Origin of the sequence: Roseateles sp. DAIF2 (assembly GCF_015624425.1) — a bacterium.
In the GTDB taxonomy this organism is placed as follows: Bacteria; Pseudomonadota; Gammaproteobacteria; order Burkholderiales; family Burkholderiaceae_C; genus Kinneretia.
In genome coordinates this window covers 3,219,679-3,235,681 of record NZ_CP049919.1, presented here as the reverse complement: position 1 = coordinate 3,235,681, position 16,003 = coordinate 3,219,679, and the positions used below count along the sequence as shown (strand labels likewise).

The 16,003-nt window shown below is 66.4% G+C and carries 21 protein-coding genes; 8 read left to right on the top strand and 13 right to left on the bottom strand.

Features of this window, described 5'->3' with window-relative positions; genetic code table 11:
• Positions 1-2: 2 nt before the first annotated feature.
• The 4 genes from G8A07_RS14845 to G8A07_RS14830 form a co-directional block, all read right to left on the bottom strand.
• On the bottom strand, positions 3-800 hold the full coding sequence (locus G8A07_RS14845; RefSeq protein WP_195792817.1) for an MCP four helix bundle domain-containing protein: 798 nt from the start codon (positions 798-800) through the stop codon (positions 3-5).
• 34 nt (positions 801-834) lie between these two features.
• Complete coding sequence (locus G8A07_RS14840; protein ID WP_195792816.1) at positions 835-1,284, bottom strand: chemotaxis protein CheW; 450 nt, start codon at positions 1,282-1,284, stop codon at positions 835-837.
• Between the two features lie 138 nt (positions 1,285-1,422).
• Positions 1,423-2,160 (bottom strand): two-component system response regulator, encoded by a 738-nt coding sequence (locus tag G8A07_RS14835; protein WP_195792815.1) that lies wholly within the window; start codon positions 2,158-2,160, stop codon positions 1,423-1,425.
• Positions 2,157-2,801: a helix-turn-helix domain-containing protein gene (locus tag G8A07_RS14830; RefSeq protein WP_195792814.1), complete on the bottom strand. Its 645-nt coding sequence runs from the start codon at positions 2,799-2,801 to the stop codon at positions 2,157-2,159. The genes G8A07_RS14835 and G8A07_RS14830 overlap by 4 nt, the downstream gene beginning before the upstream one ends.
• Before the next feature lie 112 nt (positions 2,802-2,913).
• Between G8A07_RS14830 and G8A07_RS14825 the strand changes: the two genes are divergently transcribed.
• From G8A07_RS14825 to G8A07_RS14810, 4 genes are read left to right on the top strand one after another with little or no spacing between them, the layout of a single operon-like run.
• On the top strand, positions 2,914-3,291 hold the full coding sequence (locus tag G8A07_RS14825; protein WP_195792813.1) for a response regulator transcription factor: 378 nt from the start codon (positions 2,914-2,916) through the stop codon (positions 3,289-3,291).
• A 13-nt stretch (positions 3,292-3,304) separates the two neighbouring features.
• A complete protein-coding gene (locus G8A07_RS14820; RefSeq protein WP_249937365.1) occupies positions 3,305-4,060 on the top strand; it encodes an HD-GYP domain-containing protein in 756 nt (251 codons plus the stop codon).
• Between the two features lie 24 nt (positions 4,061-4,084).
• A complete protein-coding gene (locus G8A07_RS14815; RefSeq protein WP_371816373.1) occupies positions 4,085-4,900 on the top strand; it encodes an ABC transporter substrate-binding protein in 816 nt (271 codons plus the stop codon).
• Positions 4,901-4,913: 13 nt separating this feature from the next.
• Complete coding sequence (locus G8A07_RS14810) at positions 4,914-7,409, top strand: ATP-binding protein (protein WP_195792811.1); 2,496 nt, start codon at positions 4,914-4,916, stop codon at positions 7,407-7,409.
• A gap of 95 nt (positions 7,410-7,504) precedes the next feature.
• Here G8A07_RS14810 and G8A07_RS14805 read toward each other — a convergent pair whose 3' ends face one another.
• Positions 7,505-7,741 carry a hypothetical protein gene (locus G8A07_RS14805; RefSeq protein ID WP_195792810.1) on the bottom strand — a complete coding sequence of 79 codons (237 nt, stop codon included), beginning with the start codon at positions 7,739-7,741 and terminating at the stop codon, positions 7,505-7,507.
• Between the two features lie 174 nt (positions 7,742-7,915).
• On the opposite strand from G8A07_RS14805, the gene G8A07_RS14800 reads away from it, so the two are divergent.
• Positions 7,916-8,281, top strand: coding sequence for a response regulator (locus tag G8A07_RS14800; RefSeq protein ID WP_195792809.1), 366 nt, complete (start codon positions 7,916-7,918; stop codon positions 8,279-8,281).
• Between the two features lie 364 nt (positions 8,282-8,645).
• Here the strand turns inward: G8A07_RS14800 and nhaA are convergent, their stop codons facing one another.
• From nhaA to G8A07_RS14770, 6 genes are all read right to left on the bottom strand, one after another.
• Positions 8,646-9,986 carry a Na+/H+ antiporter NhaA gene (gene nhaA / locus G8A07_RS14795; protein ID WP_195792808.1) on the bottom strand — a complete coding sequence of 447 codons (1,341 nt, stop codon included), beginning with the start codon at positions 9,984-9,986 and terminating at the stop codon, positions 8,646-8,648.
• A complete protein-coding gene (locus G8A07_RS14790; RefSeq protein WP_195792807.1) occupies positions 9,983-10,234 on the bottom strand; it encodes a hypothetical protein in 252 nt (83 codons plus the stop codon). Before G8A07_RS14790 ends, nhaA begins: the two co-directional genes overlap by 4 nt.
• 142 nt (positions 10,235-10,376) lie before the next feature.
• Entirely contained in the window at positions 10,377-10,622 is a 246-nt protein-coding gene (locus G8A07_RS14785) for a hypothetical protein (protein ID WP_195792806.1), read from the bottom strand.
• A gap of 359 nt (positions 10,623-10,981) precedes the next feature.
• A complete protein-coding gene (locus G8A07_RS14780; protein WP_195792805.1) occupies positions 10,982-11,452 on the bottom strand; it encodes a hypothetical protein in 471 nt (156 codons plus the stop codon).
• Positions 11,453-11,512: 60 nt separating this feature from the next.
• Positions 11,513-11,755 (bottom strand): DUF1488 family protein, encoded by a 243-nt coding sequence (locus tag G8A07_RS14775; protein WP_195792804.1) that lies wholly within the window; start codon positions 11,753-11,755, stop codon positions 11,513-11,515.
• Between the two features lie 91 nt (positions 11,756-11,846).
• Positions 11,847-12,095, bottom strand: a complete 249-nt coding sequence (locus tag G8A07_RS14770) for a hypothetical protein (RefSeq protein WP_195792803.1) — start codon at positions 12,093-12,095, stop codon at positions 11,847-11,849.
• Positions 12,096-12,536: 441 nt separating this feature from the next.
• On the opposite strand from G8A07_RS14770, the gene G8A07_RS14765 reads away from it, so the two are divergent.
• Entirely contained in the window at positions 12,537-13,448 is a 912-nt protein-coding gene (locus tag G8A07_RS14765; protein WP_195792802.1) for a GGDEF domain-containing protein, read from the top strand.
• A 6-nt stretch (positions 13,449-13,454) separates the two neighbouring features.
• Here G8A07_RS14765 and G8A07_RS14760 read toward each other — a convergent pair whose 3' ends face one another.
• The gene (locus G8A07_RS14760; RefSeq protein WP_249937001.1) at positions 13,455-14,171 is read right to left on the bottom strand and encodes a Crp/Fnr family transcriptional regulator; all 717 of its coding nucleotides are present in this window, start codon (positions 14,169-14,171) and stop codon (positions 13,455-13,457) included.
• 103 nt (positions 14,172-14,274) lie between these two features.
• A complete protein-coding gene (locus G8A07_RS14755; RefSeq protein WP_195792800.1) occupies positions 14,275-14,991 on the bottom strand; it encodes a Crp/Fnr family transcriptional regulator in 717 nt (238 codons plus the stop codon).
• 106 nt (positions 14,992-15,097) lie between these two features.
• Here G8A07_RS14755 and G8A07_RS14750 point away from each other — a divergent pair, with 106 nt between their 5' ends.
• On the top strand, positions 15,098-15,658 hold the full coding sequence (locus G8A07_RS14750) for a sterol desaturase family protein (RefSeq protein ID WP_195792799.1): 561 nt from the start codon (positions 15,098-15,100) through the stop codon (positions 15,656-15,658).
• A gap of 95 nt (positions 15,659-15,753) precedes the next feature.
• Positions 15,754-15,978 (top strand): hypothetical protein, encoded by a 225-nt coding sequence (locus tag G8A07_RS14745; RefSeq protein ID WP_195792798.1) that lies wholly within the window; start codon positions 15,754-15,756, stop codon positions 15,976-15,978.
• The last annotated feature ends 25 nt before the right edge of the window (positions 15,979-16,003 follow it).

Genomic DNA, 16,003 nt, shown 5'->3' with positions numbered 1-16,003 from the left:
TGTCAGAAGTCGGTCCATGCACCGTCGGTGCCCGTTCGAGCTCGCACCCGAGCGGCGGGGCGGCCGAATGCGGGCCGGCTGACGTTGGTGGCACGTGCCGGGCCACGGCGTTCGGCGCCATCCCAGCCGCTCGTCTTGGCGGGTGTTGTGGGTGTGGCGGCCGCCGGCACGCCGGTGCGGAACACCGCGACCGCGCGGACCAGGGTGTCTGCCTGCTGGCGCAGGCTTTCGGCCGCGGCGGCACCGGAGAGGCTCCAGAGCGCCCGCTGGTAGGTCGTGTGGGCGGCCGCCTGCTCGGCGGCGGCTCCGCCATGATTGAGCCGGTTGATCTGCTGGATCAAGGTACGGGTCTTCAGCCCCTGTTCCAGCATCTGGGTCGTGGCGAGTTCCTGAGCCGCGCTGCTCTGGCCTGCGTTGACCTGCTGCTGCAGACGTTCGCCGAGCTGGAAGTACGCGGCCATCGCCTCCCTCAGGGCATCGGCCAACTGCTGCTCCTGCGGGCTGCTGGCCAGCGGCAGGTAGGCCATCAAGGCTTGTTCGAACTCCTCGCGGCTCTTGCCCAGTTCGGCATTGAACTTTGCACGTTGCTGGGTTTCTTGAGCCAAGGACAAGCGCAGATAGCCCAGTGCCGCGTTCATCGCGCGACGGTGCTCCACGCTGGGAAGCCAGTTGTCGCTGATCTCATCGGCGTTCAACCGCAGGGCGCGCAACTGCCACACCGACCAACCCGCGAGCAGAAGAGTCAACAGCAGCATGGCGCCGAACCCCGGCAGGAGGCGGGCACGCAAGTTCATCTTCATGGTGGGACTCATAGGGACTCCATGCATGGAAGAGTCAAAAACGAGGGCGGACATAGGCCTGTGTGTCGAACCAGGGGGCCGGGTCGAGCTGCAGCACATGGCGCTTTCCGATACGGACCAGTGCGCGCAGGTGTTGACGCTTGAGATCTCCGTGCAACGAAGGCAGTTGGCGCAGCTGATCTGGGGCGACCAACTGAACGTCCAGCACCTCGTCCACCACTAGGCCAAGACGCTGCCCGTCTTCGGCCAGTACGAGCACGGCACGCCGTTGAGCGTCAGTAGCTTTCGAGCCCTGGTGATGGCGAATCTCCTGGATGCTGGGCAGCGGCAGGCCATACTCCTGGCCTGCGGCCCGGAAACACAGCAATTCCAGGAAAGCGTCCCCCTTGGGCGCGTGCACGGGGGAGGGCTGCGCGGGTCCAAGCCGCAGCCATGCGGGACGCTGGCTGCAGGACTCGGCGAGAGGCTGAACGGCGGTGGACATCTCGTTGAACCCGGAGCGGCCGGGCGTCGGCTAGGGATGTCCAAATATTAAGTGATACAAATGATATTTGTATCAAATTTCATGTGAAAACTATCACATTTGCCGACGCAATATGCATGCGGGGCGGCCTTGGGTGGCTCAGCGCAACGTGGCGATGGCCCCCTTCAATTGCCGCCACAGGCGTTCGGCAAGGCCCCAGTCGGCCCGCTCGCTTGCTCCTTCCAGATCCTGGGCCAGGGCCGAGGCCTCGGCGTGGCCCAGGGTCAACAGCACCGACTTCAGACCATGTGCCAGTCGGCGGAGGGCCGCCGCGTCGGCGCTACTGCAAGCCCGCTCACCCTCGGCCATGTCGGCCCGGAACTGCCGCAGGCAGCTGGCCCGGAACGCGTGGTACAGGGGGGCATCGCCACCGAAATGCTGGGCGATGGCGGCCTCCTGATCGCCGTCCATGCCGCCGGCCGCCGGGGGATGGGCCAGGGAGCTTGCGGTTTCCCGCCCCGCCTCACTCAGGGCATCGCGCACGCAGGCCTCAAGCTCGGCCAGGCTGCAGGGCTTGGAAAGCAGGCGCCAGACCTTGGGGGGCGCCAGCCGCTGACGGGTCTCGGGATTGAGTCCGGCGCTGAACACCGCGAGGCGGGCGCCGGCACGTAGCGCGGGCTGGGCCGCCAAGCTGTCGACCAGCTCGAAACCGGAGCGGCCCGGCAGCATCAGATCGGTCATGATCAGGGCCACCGGTGCTCGCGCCAGCTCGGCCAGACCCTCGTCCACCGAGCCGGCGGTCAGCAGCTCCAGGTCGAGGTCCTCCAGGGCTAGCTGTACGAAGCGTTGCAGCGAGGCATCATCCTCGATCAGCAACACCCGGGGCCGCTCGCTCATAGGCCGGCCTTGCGAATCTGATCGAGCTGCTGGCGGAGGAGGGCCGGCAGTTCCATGACCAGACGGGGTTTGTGCACCACCGGCAGCCCCTGCAGCGCGAAGGCATAGGGCTGGCGCTGGCTCTCATCCAGAGAGGTCACCACGATCAGCCGGCTGCCGGCGAACTGCGGATGGGATCGCAGACTGGTGATCAGGGTCGCGCCGTCGATGCCCGGAAGCAGGATGTCGACCAGCAGCAGCTCGGGTTGCAATTGGCCGTACAAGGCCAGGCCCACGATGCCGTCCGACGCCATGTGCAACTCCAGCTCCGGGAACTGCTGGGCCAGCAGCATGGAGATCAGGTTCTGATAGTGGATCGAATCCTCAATCAGCAGCAGACGGGGGCGTTGCCGCACAGGGCTCGCGGCGGGCCGAGTGGCGGCGGCGCTTGCCGGTACGGCCGGGCCGCCACGGCGCGCGAGCAAGGCGTCGACCGAGGCACTGGCGATGCGGCGATGGCCTCCAGGCGTCTTCCAGGCTTCCAGCTCGCCACGATCGACCATCAACTGCACTGAGCGCACCGCCATGCCGAGCAGCCGGGCGACCTCCAGGGTGCTGTAGTCGGTCGGATTGGCGGGCGGGCGGGCGGGGGTCTTTGGCATTGCGCAATTTTGCCGATTTTTCTTGCTAACGGTCGGATGATGTCTTGATTGATAAAAGTGATGCAAATAATAATTCAACCAAGCAAGCAGGTCGCATTGCCGGAGCCACCCAATGACAAACAAGACAATCCTGATCGTGGACGACCATGCGGACATCCGTCGTCTGATCCGCATGACCCTCGAGTTCGAGGACTACAAGATCGACGAGGTCGCCGACGGCGACGCCGCCTTGCGCTTCACGGCTACCGTGCGGCCGGACGTGGTCCTGCTGGACGTGATGATGCCGGGTGGGATTGACGGGCTGGAGGCGTGCCGCCGAATGAAGGCGGATCCCTCGCTGGCGGGCGTGCAGGTGATCCTGCTGAGCGCGCGCGGCCAGGCGCGTGATCGCGAGGCTGGGCTGCAGGCCGGCGCCGATGCCTATCTGGTGAAGCCGTTCAGCCCCCTGCAGCTGATCGAGCACCTGGCCCAGCTGCCGCAAGTCGCCTGAGGAGATGACGATGATGCTCGCCCCCCAAGCTCCGAGCACGGATCGCATGTTCGACGCTGCCGCCACCGCTCAGATGGAGCGCATCGTGATGGACCTGGGTCGCATGTACCACGAGCGCAACGAAGCCTTGCGCGAGGTGTCGCGCGCCCACCATGAGGCCTTGCTGCGCCTGTCGCTGGCGGCCGATTTCAAGGATGACGACACCGGCGTGCACATCATCCGCATCGGCTACCTGGCCGAGGCGCTCGCGCTGATGCTCGGGCAGCCCGCCGCCTATGCCAGCATGCTGAGCCGCGCGGCGCCGATGCACGATATCGGCAAGATCGGCGTGCCCGACGCGGTGCTCAAGAAACCCGGATCCTTCAACCCGGACGAGCGCGCGGCCATGAACCAGCATCCGCGCATGGGGGCCGAGATCCTGGGCCGTTCGCGGATTCCGCTGTTCCAGATGGCGGCCGAGGTGGCGCTGGGCCACCACGAGCGCTGGGATGGCGGCGGTTATCCCAGCGGCCTGGTCGGCGAGGCGATCCCGCTATCGGCCCGGATCGTCGCGGTGGTGGACTACTTCGACGCCCTGACGATGGACCGCTGCTATCGCAAGGCTTTCGCCAACGACGTGGCCTTGGGCATGCTCGCAGAACAGCGCGGCAAGGCCTTCGATCCCGCCATCGTCGACGTCTTCCTGGCCAACGCGCCGGCGCTGCTGGAGTTGCGCGACCGCATCAATCGACAGCCGCCAAGCTTCGAAGCGCTGGTCCAGAACGACTGAAAGCCCGAGGATAAGGAGATGGATATGAGCAAGATACCCTATCGGACATGGGCCGGCCTGCTCGGCGCCTCGCTGCTTTGCCTGGGGGGCGTGCAGGCCGCGATGGCCGCCCGCGGCGGCGAGACGCTGAAGCGCCTGCGCGCCAGCGGCGAACTGAAAGTCTGCATCTGGCCGGACTACTATGGCATCACCTATCGCAACCCGCGCACACAGCAACTGAGCGGCATCGACATCGAGTTGTCGGCCGAGCTGGCACGCGAACTCAAACTCAAGCTCAGCTATGTCGAGTCCTCTTTCACCCAGCTGGTCGAGGATGTCACGTCGCAGCGCTGCGATGTCGCGATGTTCGCGGTTGGCGTCTTGCCGCAACGCCAAGCCCGGTTGGCTTTCACGAAGCCCTATCTCCAGAGCGATATCTATGGCGTGACCACGCGCTCGAACCGGATGGTGCGGGAATGGGCCGACATCGACAAGCCCGGTGTCATGGTGGCGGTACAGGCCGGCACTTTCATGGAGCCGGTGATGGGCCAGGCGCTCAAGCAGGCGCAGATGGTCGTGGTGAGGCCACCAGACACGCGCGAGCGTGAGCTGGAGGCCGGCCGTGTCGATGTCTTCATGACCGACTATCCCTACAGCCGGCGCCTGCTCGACAACGCCGATTGGGCTCGGCTGGTATCCCCCGCGCAGCCTTTCCATGTGCTTCCCTACGCCTATGCCACTCGGCTGAACGATCCAGATTGGCTGGCGCGCCTGGACGAGTTTGTCGCGGCGATCAAACGCGACGGACGGCTGAAGGCCGCGGCTGCTCGGTATGGCCTGTCCCCCATCGTTGTGAACTGAGGGCGGGGTCGGCATGCCCCTGAGCGTCCGGCAAAGCAGCCGCCTGGCGCGCAGCGTGCGCCTGGCTTCCGCGGCCTTGGTGCTGGCGTGCATCACCTCGCTGCTGACATTGGCGTGGTTCGAGCGGCGCGAGGCACTGCAGAACAGCCGCGAGCGGCTGGAGCTGCTGGCCAGGGTTCTTGAGGATCATGCAACACGGAGCGTAGACTCTGCCGGGCTGGTTCTGCGCACGCTGGCGGACGGTATCAGCCTGCCGCCGCACACCGACGCGGCGCTGTTGCAGCCGCAGCTGTCACAAGCGCTGCTGGCACAACCCATCCTGCGCGGGGTGGCGGTGCTGGACATGCAGGGACGGATACTGGCCAGTTCTGATCCGCGCGAACAGGGGCTGCGTATCGACCCGAAGCTGCTGGGCGCGCTGCCACCGGCCGGGAGCGAGCAACTGCTGCCGTGGCTGCCGGGACGCAGCCTGCGCACGCTCGGTGACCCGGCGCTGGGAACGGCCGTCGGCATGCTGCCACTGGTACGCCGAGTCATGGGGCCGGCGGGACAGGAGTTTCTGCTGCTGGCCTTGATCAACCCCGACGCCTTGGCCAACTACCAGCAGATGGCCATCGGCAACGATGAAGGCGAACGCGCAGCGCTGGCCAGCCACGCGGGACAGTTGCTCGCCGGCACGGAAGGCGTGCCGCTGGCGCCGGCCTCCGCCTTGAACGGACATCCAGTGTTTCGCGATCTGCTGCGCAGGCAGGATCATGCCAGCTACCTCGGGGATGGTTTGGCCCCAGGTGCCCAGGTCGCAGCCTACCGGGTTTCGCGCACACGGCCGCTGGTGGTGCTTGTCGAGCAGGATGAGCAGGCCGCACTGCAAGATTGGCGAGACGGCCTATGGCTGCTGGGAGCTGGCGGCGCGCTCATCCTGAGCTTGCTGGCCGGGGCCGCCCATGCCTTGCTGCGCAGCCTTCGTGTGCGTGAGCGGGCACGGCATGAGCTCGACCGCGCGCATGAGCAGGTGGCGCTGCGCGAGCGCGAGATGAGCGTGTTGCTCAAGAGCGTCCAGGAGCTGATCTTTCGGACCGACGCCCAGGGGCGGCTCACCTTCGTCAACGCACGCTGGGGCACGCTCAGCCGGGAGCGGGCCGAAGAAGCGATAGGCCAGGCATTGCAGGATCTGGTCGAACCTCAGGACCGTGAGCGTGTCGCACAGCTGTTCGCAGCGGACGACCGTGCGGGCGTGCGCAGCGCCGAGGTCTCGCTGCGAACTGGTGAGGGACTGGTGCGCCGCCTCCAGGTGGCAGTCGTTCCGCTGCAGGGGCTGGGGCATGCGCTGGGCTTTGCCGGCAGCGCCATGGATGTCACCGAACGGCACGAGGCCGAGCAGCGCCTGCAGCGCCAACTGGGCTTCACCGAGCTGCTGCTGGAGGTCAGTCCGCAGCCGATCTCGATGGTGGACCCGGGGGGGCGCTATGTGAGCGTCAACCGTGCCTGGGAGGAATTCACCGGGCGCTCACGCAACAAGGTGCTCGGGCAGCAGGTCGGCTTTTTTATGCCGACGGCCGAGCGCGCGATCCATGCGACGCAGGATGCGCAGCTGCGTCAGCGCGGCGGCCGCCTCAGCTACGAAGCGCGTCTGCTCGGGCGGGATGGGCGGCCGCGGGACATGCTGGTGACCAAGGTCGTGGTGCCGGATCCACAGGGCGGGGGCATGGGCATCTTGTCCACCTTGACCGATGTCAGCGAATTCCGTGCCGCCGAGCGCGCCACCCGGGAAGGCCGCGATGCGGCGGAAGAGGCCTCGCGCGCCAAGTCGGAGTTCATTGCCAACATCAGCCATGAGCTGCGCACGCCGCTGCAATCCATTCTGGGTTTCTCGGAACTGGGCGTGGCGCGCGGGCGCGACACCCCGAAGCTGGCCGCGATGTTCGGCGATATCCATGCCTCGGGGCAGCGCATGCTGGCGCTGGTCAACGACCTGCTTGATGTGTCCAAGATAGAGAGCGCGGTCGGGACCTTCGATCTGGAACGCTGCGACTTGCGCCAGCTGATCGAGTCTGTGGCGCGTGAACTCGACCCCTTGCTGGCGCGGCGCTCGCTGGCGGTGCGGTCTCACCTTCCCGTCAGCCCCCTGGTGGCCAAGGTGGACCCATTGCGCTTCCAGCAGGTGATCCGCAATGTGATGGCAAACGCCATCAAGTTCTCGCCCGAGGGGGGCGTGATCGAGCTGGCCGCGCGCCTGACGCCACAGAACGAGATCCACGTCAGCATTGCCGACCGCGGTCCCGGCATTCCTCCAGCGGAACTGGACAAGATCTTTGAGGCCTTTATTCAGAGCAGCAACACCAAGGATGGCTCGGGGGGCACCGGTTTGGGCCTGGCGATCTGCCGCAAGATCATCGAGATCCATGGAGGCCGCATCCATGCCGAGAACCGCGACGGTGGAGGCACCTGCTTCCACATCTACTTGCCGCCGCGCCCCTCCGGTGACACGCAGCTGAGCACCGTGATTTAGGTTGCCGTCGGGCTTCTTGTCGGCTGTGCAGGCCGAAATCCGTTCTGGCTTGTCGCGATGTTGTTGTCGCTGCCCCGCCGAGAGCCAGCCGCTTTCTACGATCGGCGCGGCCTTGCTTTGCTGGCGCAAGTAATGCTCGGCAGGGACAACTCACGGCCTATTGCTTCAAGCGCCTGCGCGTAGCTGTCGCGGGCGCGGGCACTCATTGCGGCGACCGCGACGCGCCCTTCGACATCGCAGGGGAATTCGTACCAGTGCCCGCGATTGAACAGATCGTCGAAGCGAAGCACGTAGCCGGCTTCGCAGGCCAGCAAGGTCGAGAGCTTGTCCATGAGTGCCTCCTCTTGATGCAAGTTTCGATGCGGTCCTCCGGGCTGCCTATAGCGCTGGGGGCCGTGTACGTCCTCACTGTGCGCCGCTGATGCCTGGCGTCTGTGCGTCACAGCACCCTGCCTTATGCGCGCTAGGGCACCGACGCCGCCATGCACTGCGCCGAGCATTTCCCCATGGACATCAACGCACTCGTGATCGAGGACGAACGGGCTGACAGGGTCGTCGTCCGTCAGACGCTGGCCAGCACCGCGGCCGGTTCGTCGCATGTGGAGTACGTGGAATCGCTGGCCGCGGGCCTCGAACGGCTGAGTCGCGGTGGCATTGATGTCGTGCTGTTCGACCTGTCCCTGCCTGACAGCGATGGCCGTGCAACGCTGCAGGCGCTGCGGGTCGGAGTGCCGCAGATTCCGCTGTTGATGATCGCAGGCGCGACGCACGAAACCGGCGAGCACCACGTGCAGCAGTTCATCCTGCGCGATCGCATCGACTGCCACCGGCTCGCACATGTGTTGCGGTCCCTGATCAGGCACGGCCCATGACGGGCACAGCAGGCATCGACAGTGCACCAGCAAAAGTCGGCGATGTCAGAACACCTGGGACAACTCCATGAACCTTCTTCAAACACAGTTTTCGCTGCGTAAGCTGCTCGGCCGCATGCCAGGACAATCGACCGATGCCTTGGTGGCGCCGGAACCCCGGCGTCACCATCGTCCGTCATGCCCGCGCTGCGGGGGACGGATCCGCCGCATACCGCGCCATGCGCTAGACCGACTGCTGAGCCTGTTCATGCCGCGCCACCGCTACGACTGTGTGAGCTACACCTGTCAATGGACGGGGCTGCTCAAGCCCCGCCGGACGTAAGCTGCACGCGTCCTGTGCTCTGATTGGTGGCGGACGCACCTCTCAGGAGCGTTCGGATGGGGTTGGCCTCGATGCCCGCATGAGGAGCGCCAAACCAACGCCGGCCGAGCATAGTGAAGCCATGAAGATCCCGATCTTCGCGCTGTCGATCAACGGGCCATCAAGAGCCAGATTGGCGATGAACAGGGCCATCGTGAAGCCAATGCCGGCCAGGAAACTGCCGCCTGCCATGACATTCCAGCCCAGGTCAGGAGGACGAGTCGCCAGGCCTGAACGGAGCGCCAGCCAGCTGAAAAGAAGAATGCCCGCCGGCTTGCCCACGAAGAATCCGAGGAAAATCGCGGTGGATACGGGTTGCATGGCGCCTGCCCATGACAGCTGGAGTCCGGCGTTGGCCAGGGCGAAGATGGGCATGATGCAGAAACTGACCCAGGGGTGCAAAGCCATCTCGAGACGCTCGACCGGAGACAGCGATTCGCGCGCGGCGATTTCGGCGATCAGCAGCGTCTTTCTGTCACGGGTATCGCCGCTGCCTTGACTCTGCGTCGGATGCGCAATGACCTGATCCAGGATGGCGTACAGCCTGCCGTCGCTTACCCAGCGCCTGGCCGGCGTCATCAGACCCAGGATCACCCCGGTGACCGTGGCGTGCAGCCCGGAGGCATCGATGGCCAACCAGGTCAGGGCTCCGACAAGGAAATAGATGGGGAGTCGTCTGATGCCGATTCGCGCCAGCACGCGCAGGATCACGACGCTCAACGCCGCCAGGGCGAGCATGCGCCAGTCCAGAAAGCTGCTGTATCCGATGGCGACCACAAGGATGGCACCAATGTCATCTACGATGGCAAGGAACAGCATGAAGACGCGAAGGCTATGCGGAATGCGCGAGCCCAGCAGCGCCAGGCAGGCGATGACGAACGCCGTATCGGTGGCCATCACGATGCCCCAGCCGTGGTGCCCCGGCAGCCCCCATTGCAGCGCGATGAAGACGGCGGCTGGCGTGATCATGCCGCCCACCGCAGCAGCCACCGACAGTGCGGCCATGCGCGGATTTCGCATCTCGCCAAGGACCAACTCTCGTTTGAGCTCCAGCGCGACCAGAAAGAAGAACAAGGTCATCAGCCCGTCATTGATCCATCCCTTTAGCGATCGACTGAATTCAAGGCTGCCGAGCCGGAGTTCGAGCTGGGTCTCCCAGAGGCCAAGGAACGAGCCGGACCAAGGCGAATTCGACAAGATGAGGGCCGCGATGGTGAACAGCAGCAGGACGGCCCCGCCGGCTGCTTCAATGCGCAGGAACTTGACGAATGGCGGCGTGATCCGATCAATCAAGCCGTGAGGAAGCTTGACGGAGGCGGATGCCCCGAGCGGACGATCGATCATGGATGCTTGCGGGGCGAAGGCCGGGCCTTGGAGATGGCCTCATGGGCCAACTGCTGCAGGATGTTCGTGCCGACAATGGTCAGGCGCAGGTGGCCGCCATGCCATTCGAGCCAGCTCAGCGACACATAGTCCTCGATATAACCCGTCGGAATCTCCGCGGCCTGGCGGCAACGCAGTGCCGCCACGCTGCCGGACAGAGCGTCCAGCTGACCAAGGCGGGATTGCGGAAGCAATGAAGTGATGAGCATGGCAGCTCCTTTGAAGCGGTGCGAGCTGAACGACACCGCAGGTAAGCCCGCGAGGAGCGGTATCTGGTCCGCTCGCTACAGCACCGACACGCAGTCAGGCATTTGACGAACGGCTCCAGCGTAGAGGTCTCGGATGCTCTCCTCAATGTCTGGCTAGCACGCGCTGGAGACTGGCGATCAGGTCGCCGGCATGCCAGGTCCCGGACCACGGCCATGCGCCGGGCGGCCGACGTTCGTTCAGGTCCTGACAGACCTCCGTCATGATGAAGAACGGGGAGACAACGGCGGCACCGATCCAGAGTGTCGGGGCCCAGCCGATGCAGTCCAAGGCGAACAGTGCCCCCAGGCTCGTGAGTACGGTTGCGACAATCAGAGAGATGGCATTCATGATGCGGGCCTTTGGAGGACGGACGGCGGAGCTTGGACGGTTGGCGCCCCTCAGTGCTTCGGCCGCATGCTTGGGCCGTGACTTGATGCGGAGCTTGCACCTCTTGATGGCCCGGGTCGGTTCGTTGTCGCACGATCGCCTTCTTGGGGCGATCACATCGCCTACCTGCCGGGGCGGAGGGAGACCGTCATCGCAGTGTGGGCCGATGGTCCTGGTGGTCCGCGCAGACACTGCCGCATGTGTTCAATCTTCCTTCTTGGCCGGGCCATGAGGATTCGAAAAGCGCCCAGGCTGCGTTGCGGCTCGGCGGCTCGGCGGCTCGGATGGCCTGATCCGTGAGTGCTTGTGCCGCGCGATGACTACTCGGCCTTCCTTCGATCCAACTCACGAGCGCCGGCCGGTTCAAGCCTGGGTTGTGTGCCATCGCCGGCCAGCGCTACTGGAAGACCGGTCGGGAACTGGTGTTGCCAGGCGTAAGCGATGGCGTCTTCGAGGCGTTCATAGCGGTAGGGCCCCCAACGGTAGTAACCCAGTCGATAGCTGATGCCAAGGTTTTCCATGACCCTGCGTTGGGCCGGCGTGGGCCTCTCGACCACTTCAAGGAAGGGTTCGGGATCGCGCACGGGCGGCAGCGCCGGCACAGCATGCTGCTCCAGCCGCGCGTAGGCGACGGCTTCGGACAGATGCTCGTACCGGTAGCTGCGGTACTGGAAATGCCTGCCGTTGAAACTGATCGCATAACGTTGCATCAGCTGGCTTCGCGCGCTGCCCCCGTGTGGCTGTGCGGTCAACCAATCATTGCTGCCGATAGGGTAGGAGAGGGAGGTCATGGCATATCCTGAGTGTTGCTTGCCCGCCGGGGAGGCGGGATCCCTGTTGCCTCTGCTGCATCACCGCATGTCGTGATCCCGCACGATCACCGGCTCGCGTGAACCGCCGGCGACGCGGCGGCGCACGATCTCGTCAATCTCCGCGGCATGGGCCAGATAGGTGCTCAAGGGGTCGTCGTCCAGGCTGTAGGGGTTGTAGCGGTAGTGCAGGGTTTCCTTCCTGATGCTGGCTCCCACGAGGGCCTGGTCGACGAGCACCCAGAAGCGCACCGATCCGGAAGTAAGGTGATAGAACGCTTGCATGTGATCTCCAGCGTCACGAGGGCTGCGCACAGCATGGACCCGGCTGGTTTCCCGGTCTGTGCGGCACAGCCCCCATTTCTCGGTAAAAGCTTCAATGCTTGGCCAGTACCCGCTGGATGCTGGCGACCAGATCGCCGGCATGCCAGGGCCCGGCCCATGGCCGTGCGCCGGTCGGCCGGCGCTCGCGCAGGTCGCGCCAGACCTCGGCCATGATGACCGATTGGGACACAACGGCGGCACCGACCCAGAGCGCCAGGCCCCAGCCGATGTAGTCCAGCGCAAACAACAGCGCCCCCAGCGCCGCGAGCGCCGCGGCGGCGATCAGCACGATAACGTTCATGTCAGGCTCCTTCTCGATGCGCAGGGCGGTCCGGCCGAAGCGCCACGGACTCTTCGGCCGCAGCGGGTCGCGGTGACATCGCTTCGGCCGTGACCTGATCGGGATCCTGCGCGCATCAACGCGGCGGGGTCGGTGCGCCAGCGCACCCAGCCGGCATGGGGCGGGCGTTTGTGCGGTGCCGTACGGACGGCGATGTACCGTGCCGCCAGACTTCGGCACCAGCCCCCGAGATGGGTTCGTTTGAAAGGTCCTCATGAAGCGTACCGAGTTGCCCGTGGTCCATCGGGCCAGACCGTCGCCGGACCAGCGCCGGCAGGAAGCCGACTTCACATCGGAAGGTTCACCGCCGCCGGGGAAGGTCGGCAGCGGCGTCCCCGTCATGCCGGGCCCCGGCGGGGCTGCCCGTGCGGCCGTGCGCAGGCGCAAGGCCGCCGCCCCCGTATGACTGCCTCCTTGCCCGGCGGTGCCGATGAGCGCTCGCCGCAGGTCTGGCAATCGCTGCTGTCGGGCATCCACACCCAGCTGCAGGCGAGCGCGAGCGCCTGTGGCTGCGCTCAGAGCGAAGAGAACACCCCGGCGCCAGCCCTGATGCACGAGCGGCTGCGGCAATGCCTAGACGCCTTGGCGCAGCTGCAGCCCTTGCTGGATCGCGAGTTCGAGCGCCTCCACCAGATGGAGCGGCTGGCCCGGGAGGCGCAGGCGGCGCTGACCTCGGCCCGCGCGGAACTGGCCTGCACCCAGGATGGCGAGCGCAGGGCACGGCACCTGGCCCTGCATGACGCCTTGACCGCCTTGCCGAACCGCCGCTTCTTCATCGAACGCCTGACCCATGCGACCGCGCTCCTGGAGGCGGGCGAGCCAGCGCGGCTGGCCGTCATCTATCTGGACCTGGACGACTTCAAGCCCGTCAATGACGCCTATGGCCACGACATCGGCGATGAAATGCTCAAGGTGGTGGCGCGCCGGCTGGACCGCCGGGTGCGCAGCGAAGACATGGTGAGCCGGCTCGGTGGCGACGAGTTCGCCTGCCTGCGCTGCGGGCCGGTGAGTCGGCCCGAGCTCAGCCGGCTGGCGCGCAAGCTCTACGAGACCATCGCCGCACCCATGCAGATCGGGAACCTGCGCCTGCGCGTGCGGCCCAGCATCGGGATTGCCGTCCACCCCGCCGACGGCAGCACCGCCGCCACCTTGATGCGCAGCGCCGACGCGGCGATGTACGCGGCCAAACGCTCGAGGGCCGGCCATGTGTTCTTTGCCAAGGCGGGCGAGATGCGGAGGGACGCCATGCATGCCGACGCACCGGCCCCGCAGCGCGATCCCGATGACCGTGCCGCCGGCGCGGTCCCGGCCTGAGCGGGCCTAGCCCGGGATCGCAGGCGGCAGCGGCGCGCTGGCTGGCGCCAGGCCGGGCAGCAGCCGCTCATACTCCAGCCGGCTGGCCGCATAACATCCGCAGCTCCGCGACTCCAGACCGCCGCGATCCAGCACCGTGATATGTCCTCGGGCGTAGCGGATCAGGCCGGCGGCCTGCAGCTTCAAGGCGATCTCCGTGACGCCCTCGCGGCGCACGCCCAGCATGCGGGCAATCCAGCTTTGCGTCACCAGCAGCTCGCGCCCCGAGGCCCGGTCCAGGCTCATCAGCAGCCAGCGCGCCAGGCGAGGGGCCAGCAGATGGGCATGCTGGCATCCGACCGAGGTCGCGAAGCCGGCCATGGAGATGGCGATATAGCGGTTCAGGCAGCGCCGCAGCGCCGCGCTGAGCAGCAGCTCGCGCTTGAGCGCCGGGGCGGCCAGGCGCCAGGCCTCGCCCGCGCCCTGCACCATGGCGCCAAGCGGCGCACGGCCCACGCCCAACACCAAGGACATGCCCAACATGCCCTCGCGGCCCACCATGCCGACTTCGATAGAGGGCTGCTCGTCATCGCGGGTCAGCAAGGAGATCAGGCCGCCGATGGGAAAGTAGGCATGGCGGATCACCTGGCCCGAGCGGCACAGGATCTGCGAGGGCCGCAGCGGGACCCGCTCGCAGGCGGCCAGCAGGCGCAGCCGGTCGGGGCGCGGCAGCCGATCGATCAAGTGATTCTGGGCAGCAGGCACGCAGGTCTCCGGGGGGGGCTGACCGCAGTCTGCACCGCGCCGGGGCAGCACTACCGTGCTCCGGCGCACCAAGCGACGCCGATCAGCCGGCGCTTGCGGGCAGCAGCCGTGCGTACTCCTGACGCACCACGGCATAGCATTCGCAGGCGCGCGCCTCCAGGCCGGCGCGGTCCAGCACGGTGATGTGGCCGCGGGCATAGCGGATCAGCCCGGCGGCCTGCAGCTTCAGCGCGCTCTCGGTCACGCCCTCGCGGCGCACGCCCAGCATATTGGCGATCAGCTCCTGGGTCATCACCAGCTCGCTGCCCTGCAGCCGGTCCAGGCTCAGCAGCAGCCAGCGGCACAGCTGCTGGTCCAGCGAATGGTGGCGGTTGCACACCGCGGTCTGCGCCATCTGGGTGATCAGGGCCTGGGTGTAGCGCAGCAGCAGATGCATCACCGGGCCCGCGCGATTGAACTCGTCCTTCATGGCCTGCGCGCGCAGCCGCAAGCCAAGGCCGGCGCTCTGCACGACGGCACGGCTGGGTGTGGTCTCACCGCCCATGAACAGCGCGATGCCGACCAAGCCTTCGTTGCCGACCACCGCGATCTCGGCCGAGGCACCGTTCTCCAGCACATACAGCAGGGAGACGATGGCGGTGGTCGGGAAGTACACATGGCTTTGCGGCCGGCCGGACTCGTACAGCACCCGGCCCAGCGGCATGTCGACCACTTCCAGCTGGGGCGACCAATGCGCCCGCTCTTCGGGCGATAGCAGGGCGAGCAGTTGATTGCTGCGCAGGTCCTCTGTCGATATCACGGCAGGTCCCCGGAGATGACGATGATCAGAATATAGGCGACGCTTGCGCTGTTGCTGTGTTCGCTAGCGAACAGATGAGCATGCTTCGAGGCCGTTAGCTTAGGGCATGAACTTCTTCTTCCTCGAACACAGCCGCTGGGCCTATCGTGCCGACATCGGGCTTTACGGTGTCGCGGTGCTGCTGCTCGGGCTGCGCTTGCTGTTCGAGAGCTCGGGCATCGACGTCCCGATCCTGCTCGCCCTGGTGCTGCTGGGCCTGCTCGGCTGGAGCCTGCTGGAATATGTGCTGCACCGTTTTGTGCTGCATGGGCTGCAACCCTTTGCTGCCTGGCATGCCGATCATCACCGGCGCCCGACGGCGCTGATCTGCGCCCCGACCCTGCTCAGCGGCGGCTTGATCGGCCTGCTGGTGTTCCTGCCAGCCCTGTTGCTGCTCGGCGCCTGGAACGCCCAGGCCCTGACCCTCGGTGTGCTGAGCGGCTACCTGGTCTATACCCTGATCCATCATGCCACTCATCACTGGCGGGCCGACAGCAACGCGTGGCTGCTGAGGCGCAAGCGCTGGCATGCCCGACACCACGGCCACGCCGCGCCGCGCTGCTATGGCGTCAGCAGCGGCTTCTGGGACCATGTGTTCGGCAGTGCGCCGCGGCGGGGGATGGACTGAGCGCGCGCCGACCGAACGCCACCCCCAGCCGCACCGCCGGTTCCTTCGACCCCTGTTATCCGCCAGCGCCGCGTGCGATGGCGGCGGAGACTGCCATGCCAAACCTGAATCCCTGGATCACCGCCTGCCATGCCTGCGACACCGGCGGCCTGACGCAGGAGCTCTCGCAGCTGGGTGAGCAGCTGGCGCGCTGCGGCTGCAGCCGACGCTGGTTCACCCTCTGCTGTGCGGCCGAACTGCTGCACGGCTTCGTGCGCGCGCACCTGGTCAGCACCGGACTTCTGCTGGTGCTGCTGGGTGTCGCCTGGTCGGCGCTGTGAAGCATGGGGGCATCGAGTGGCGTGT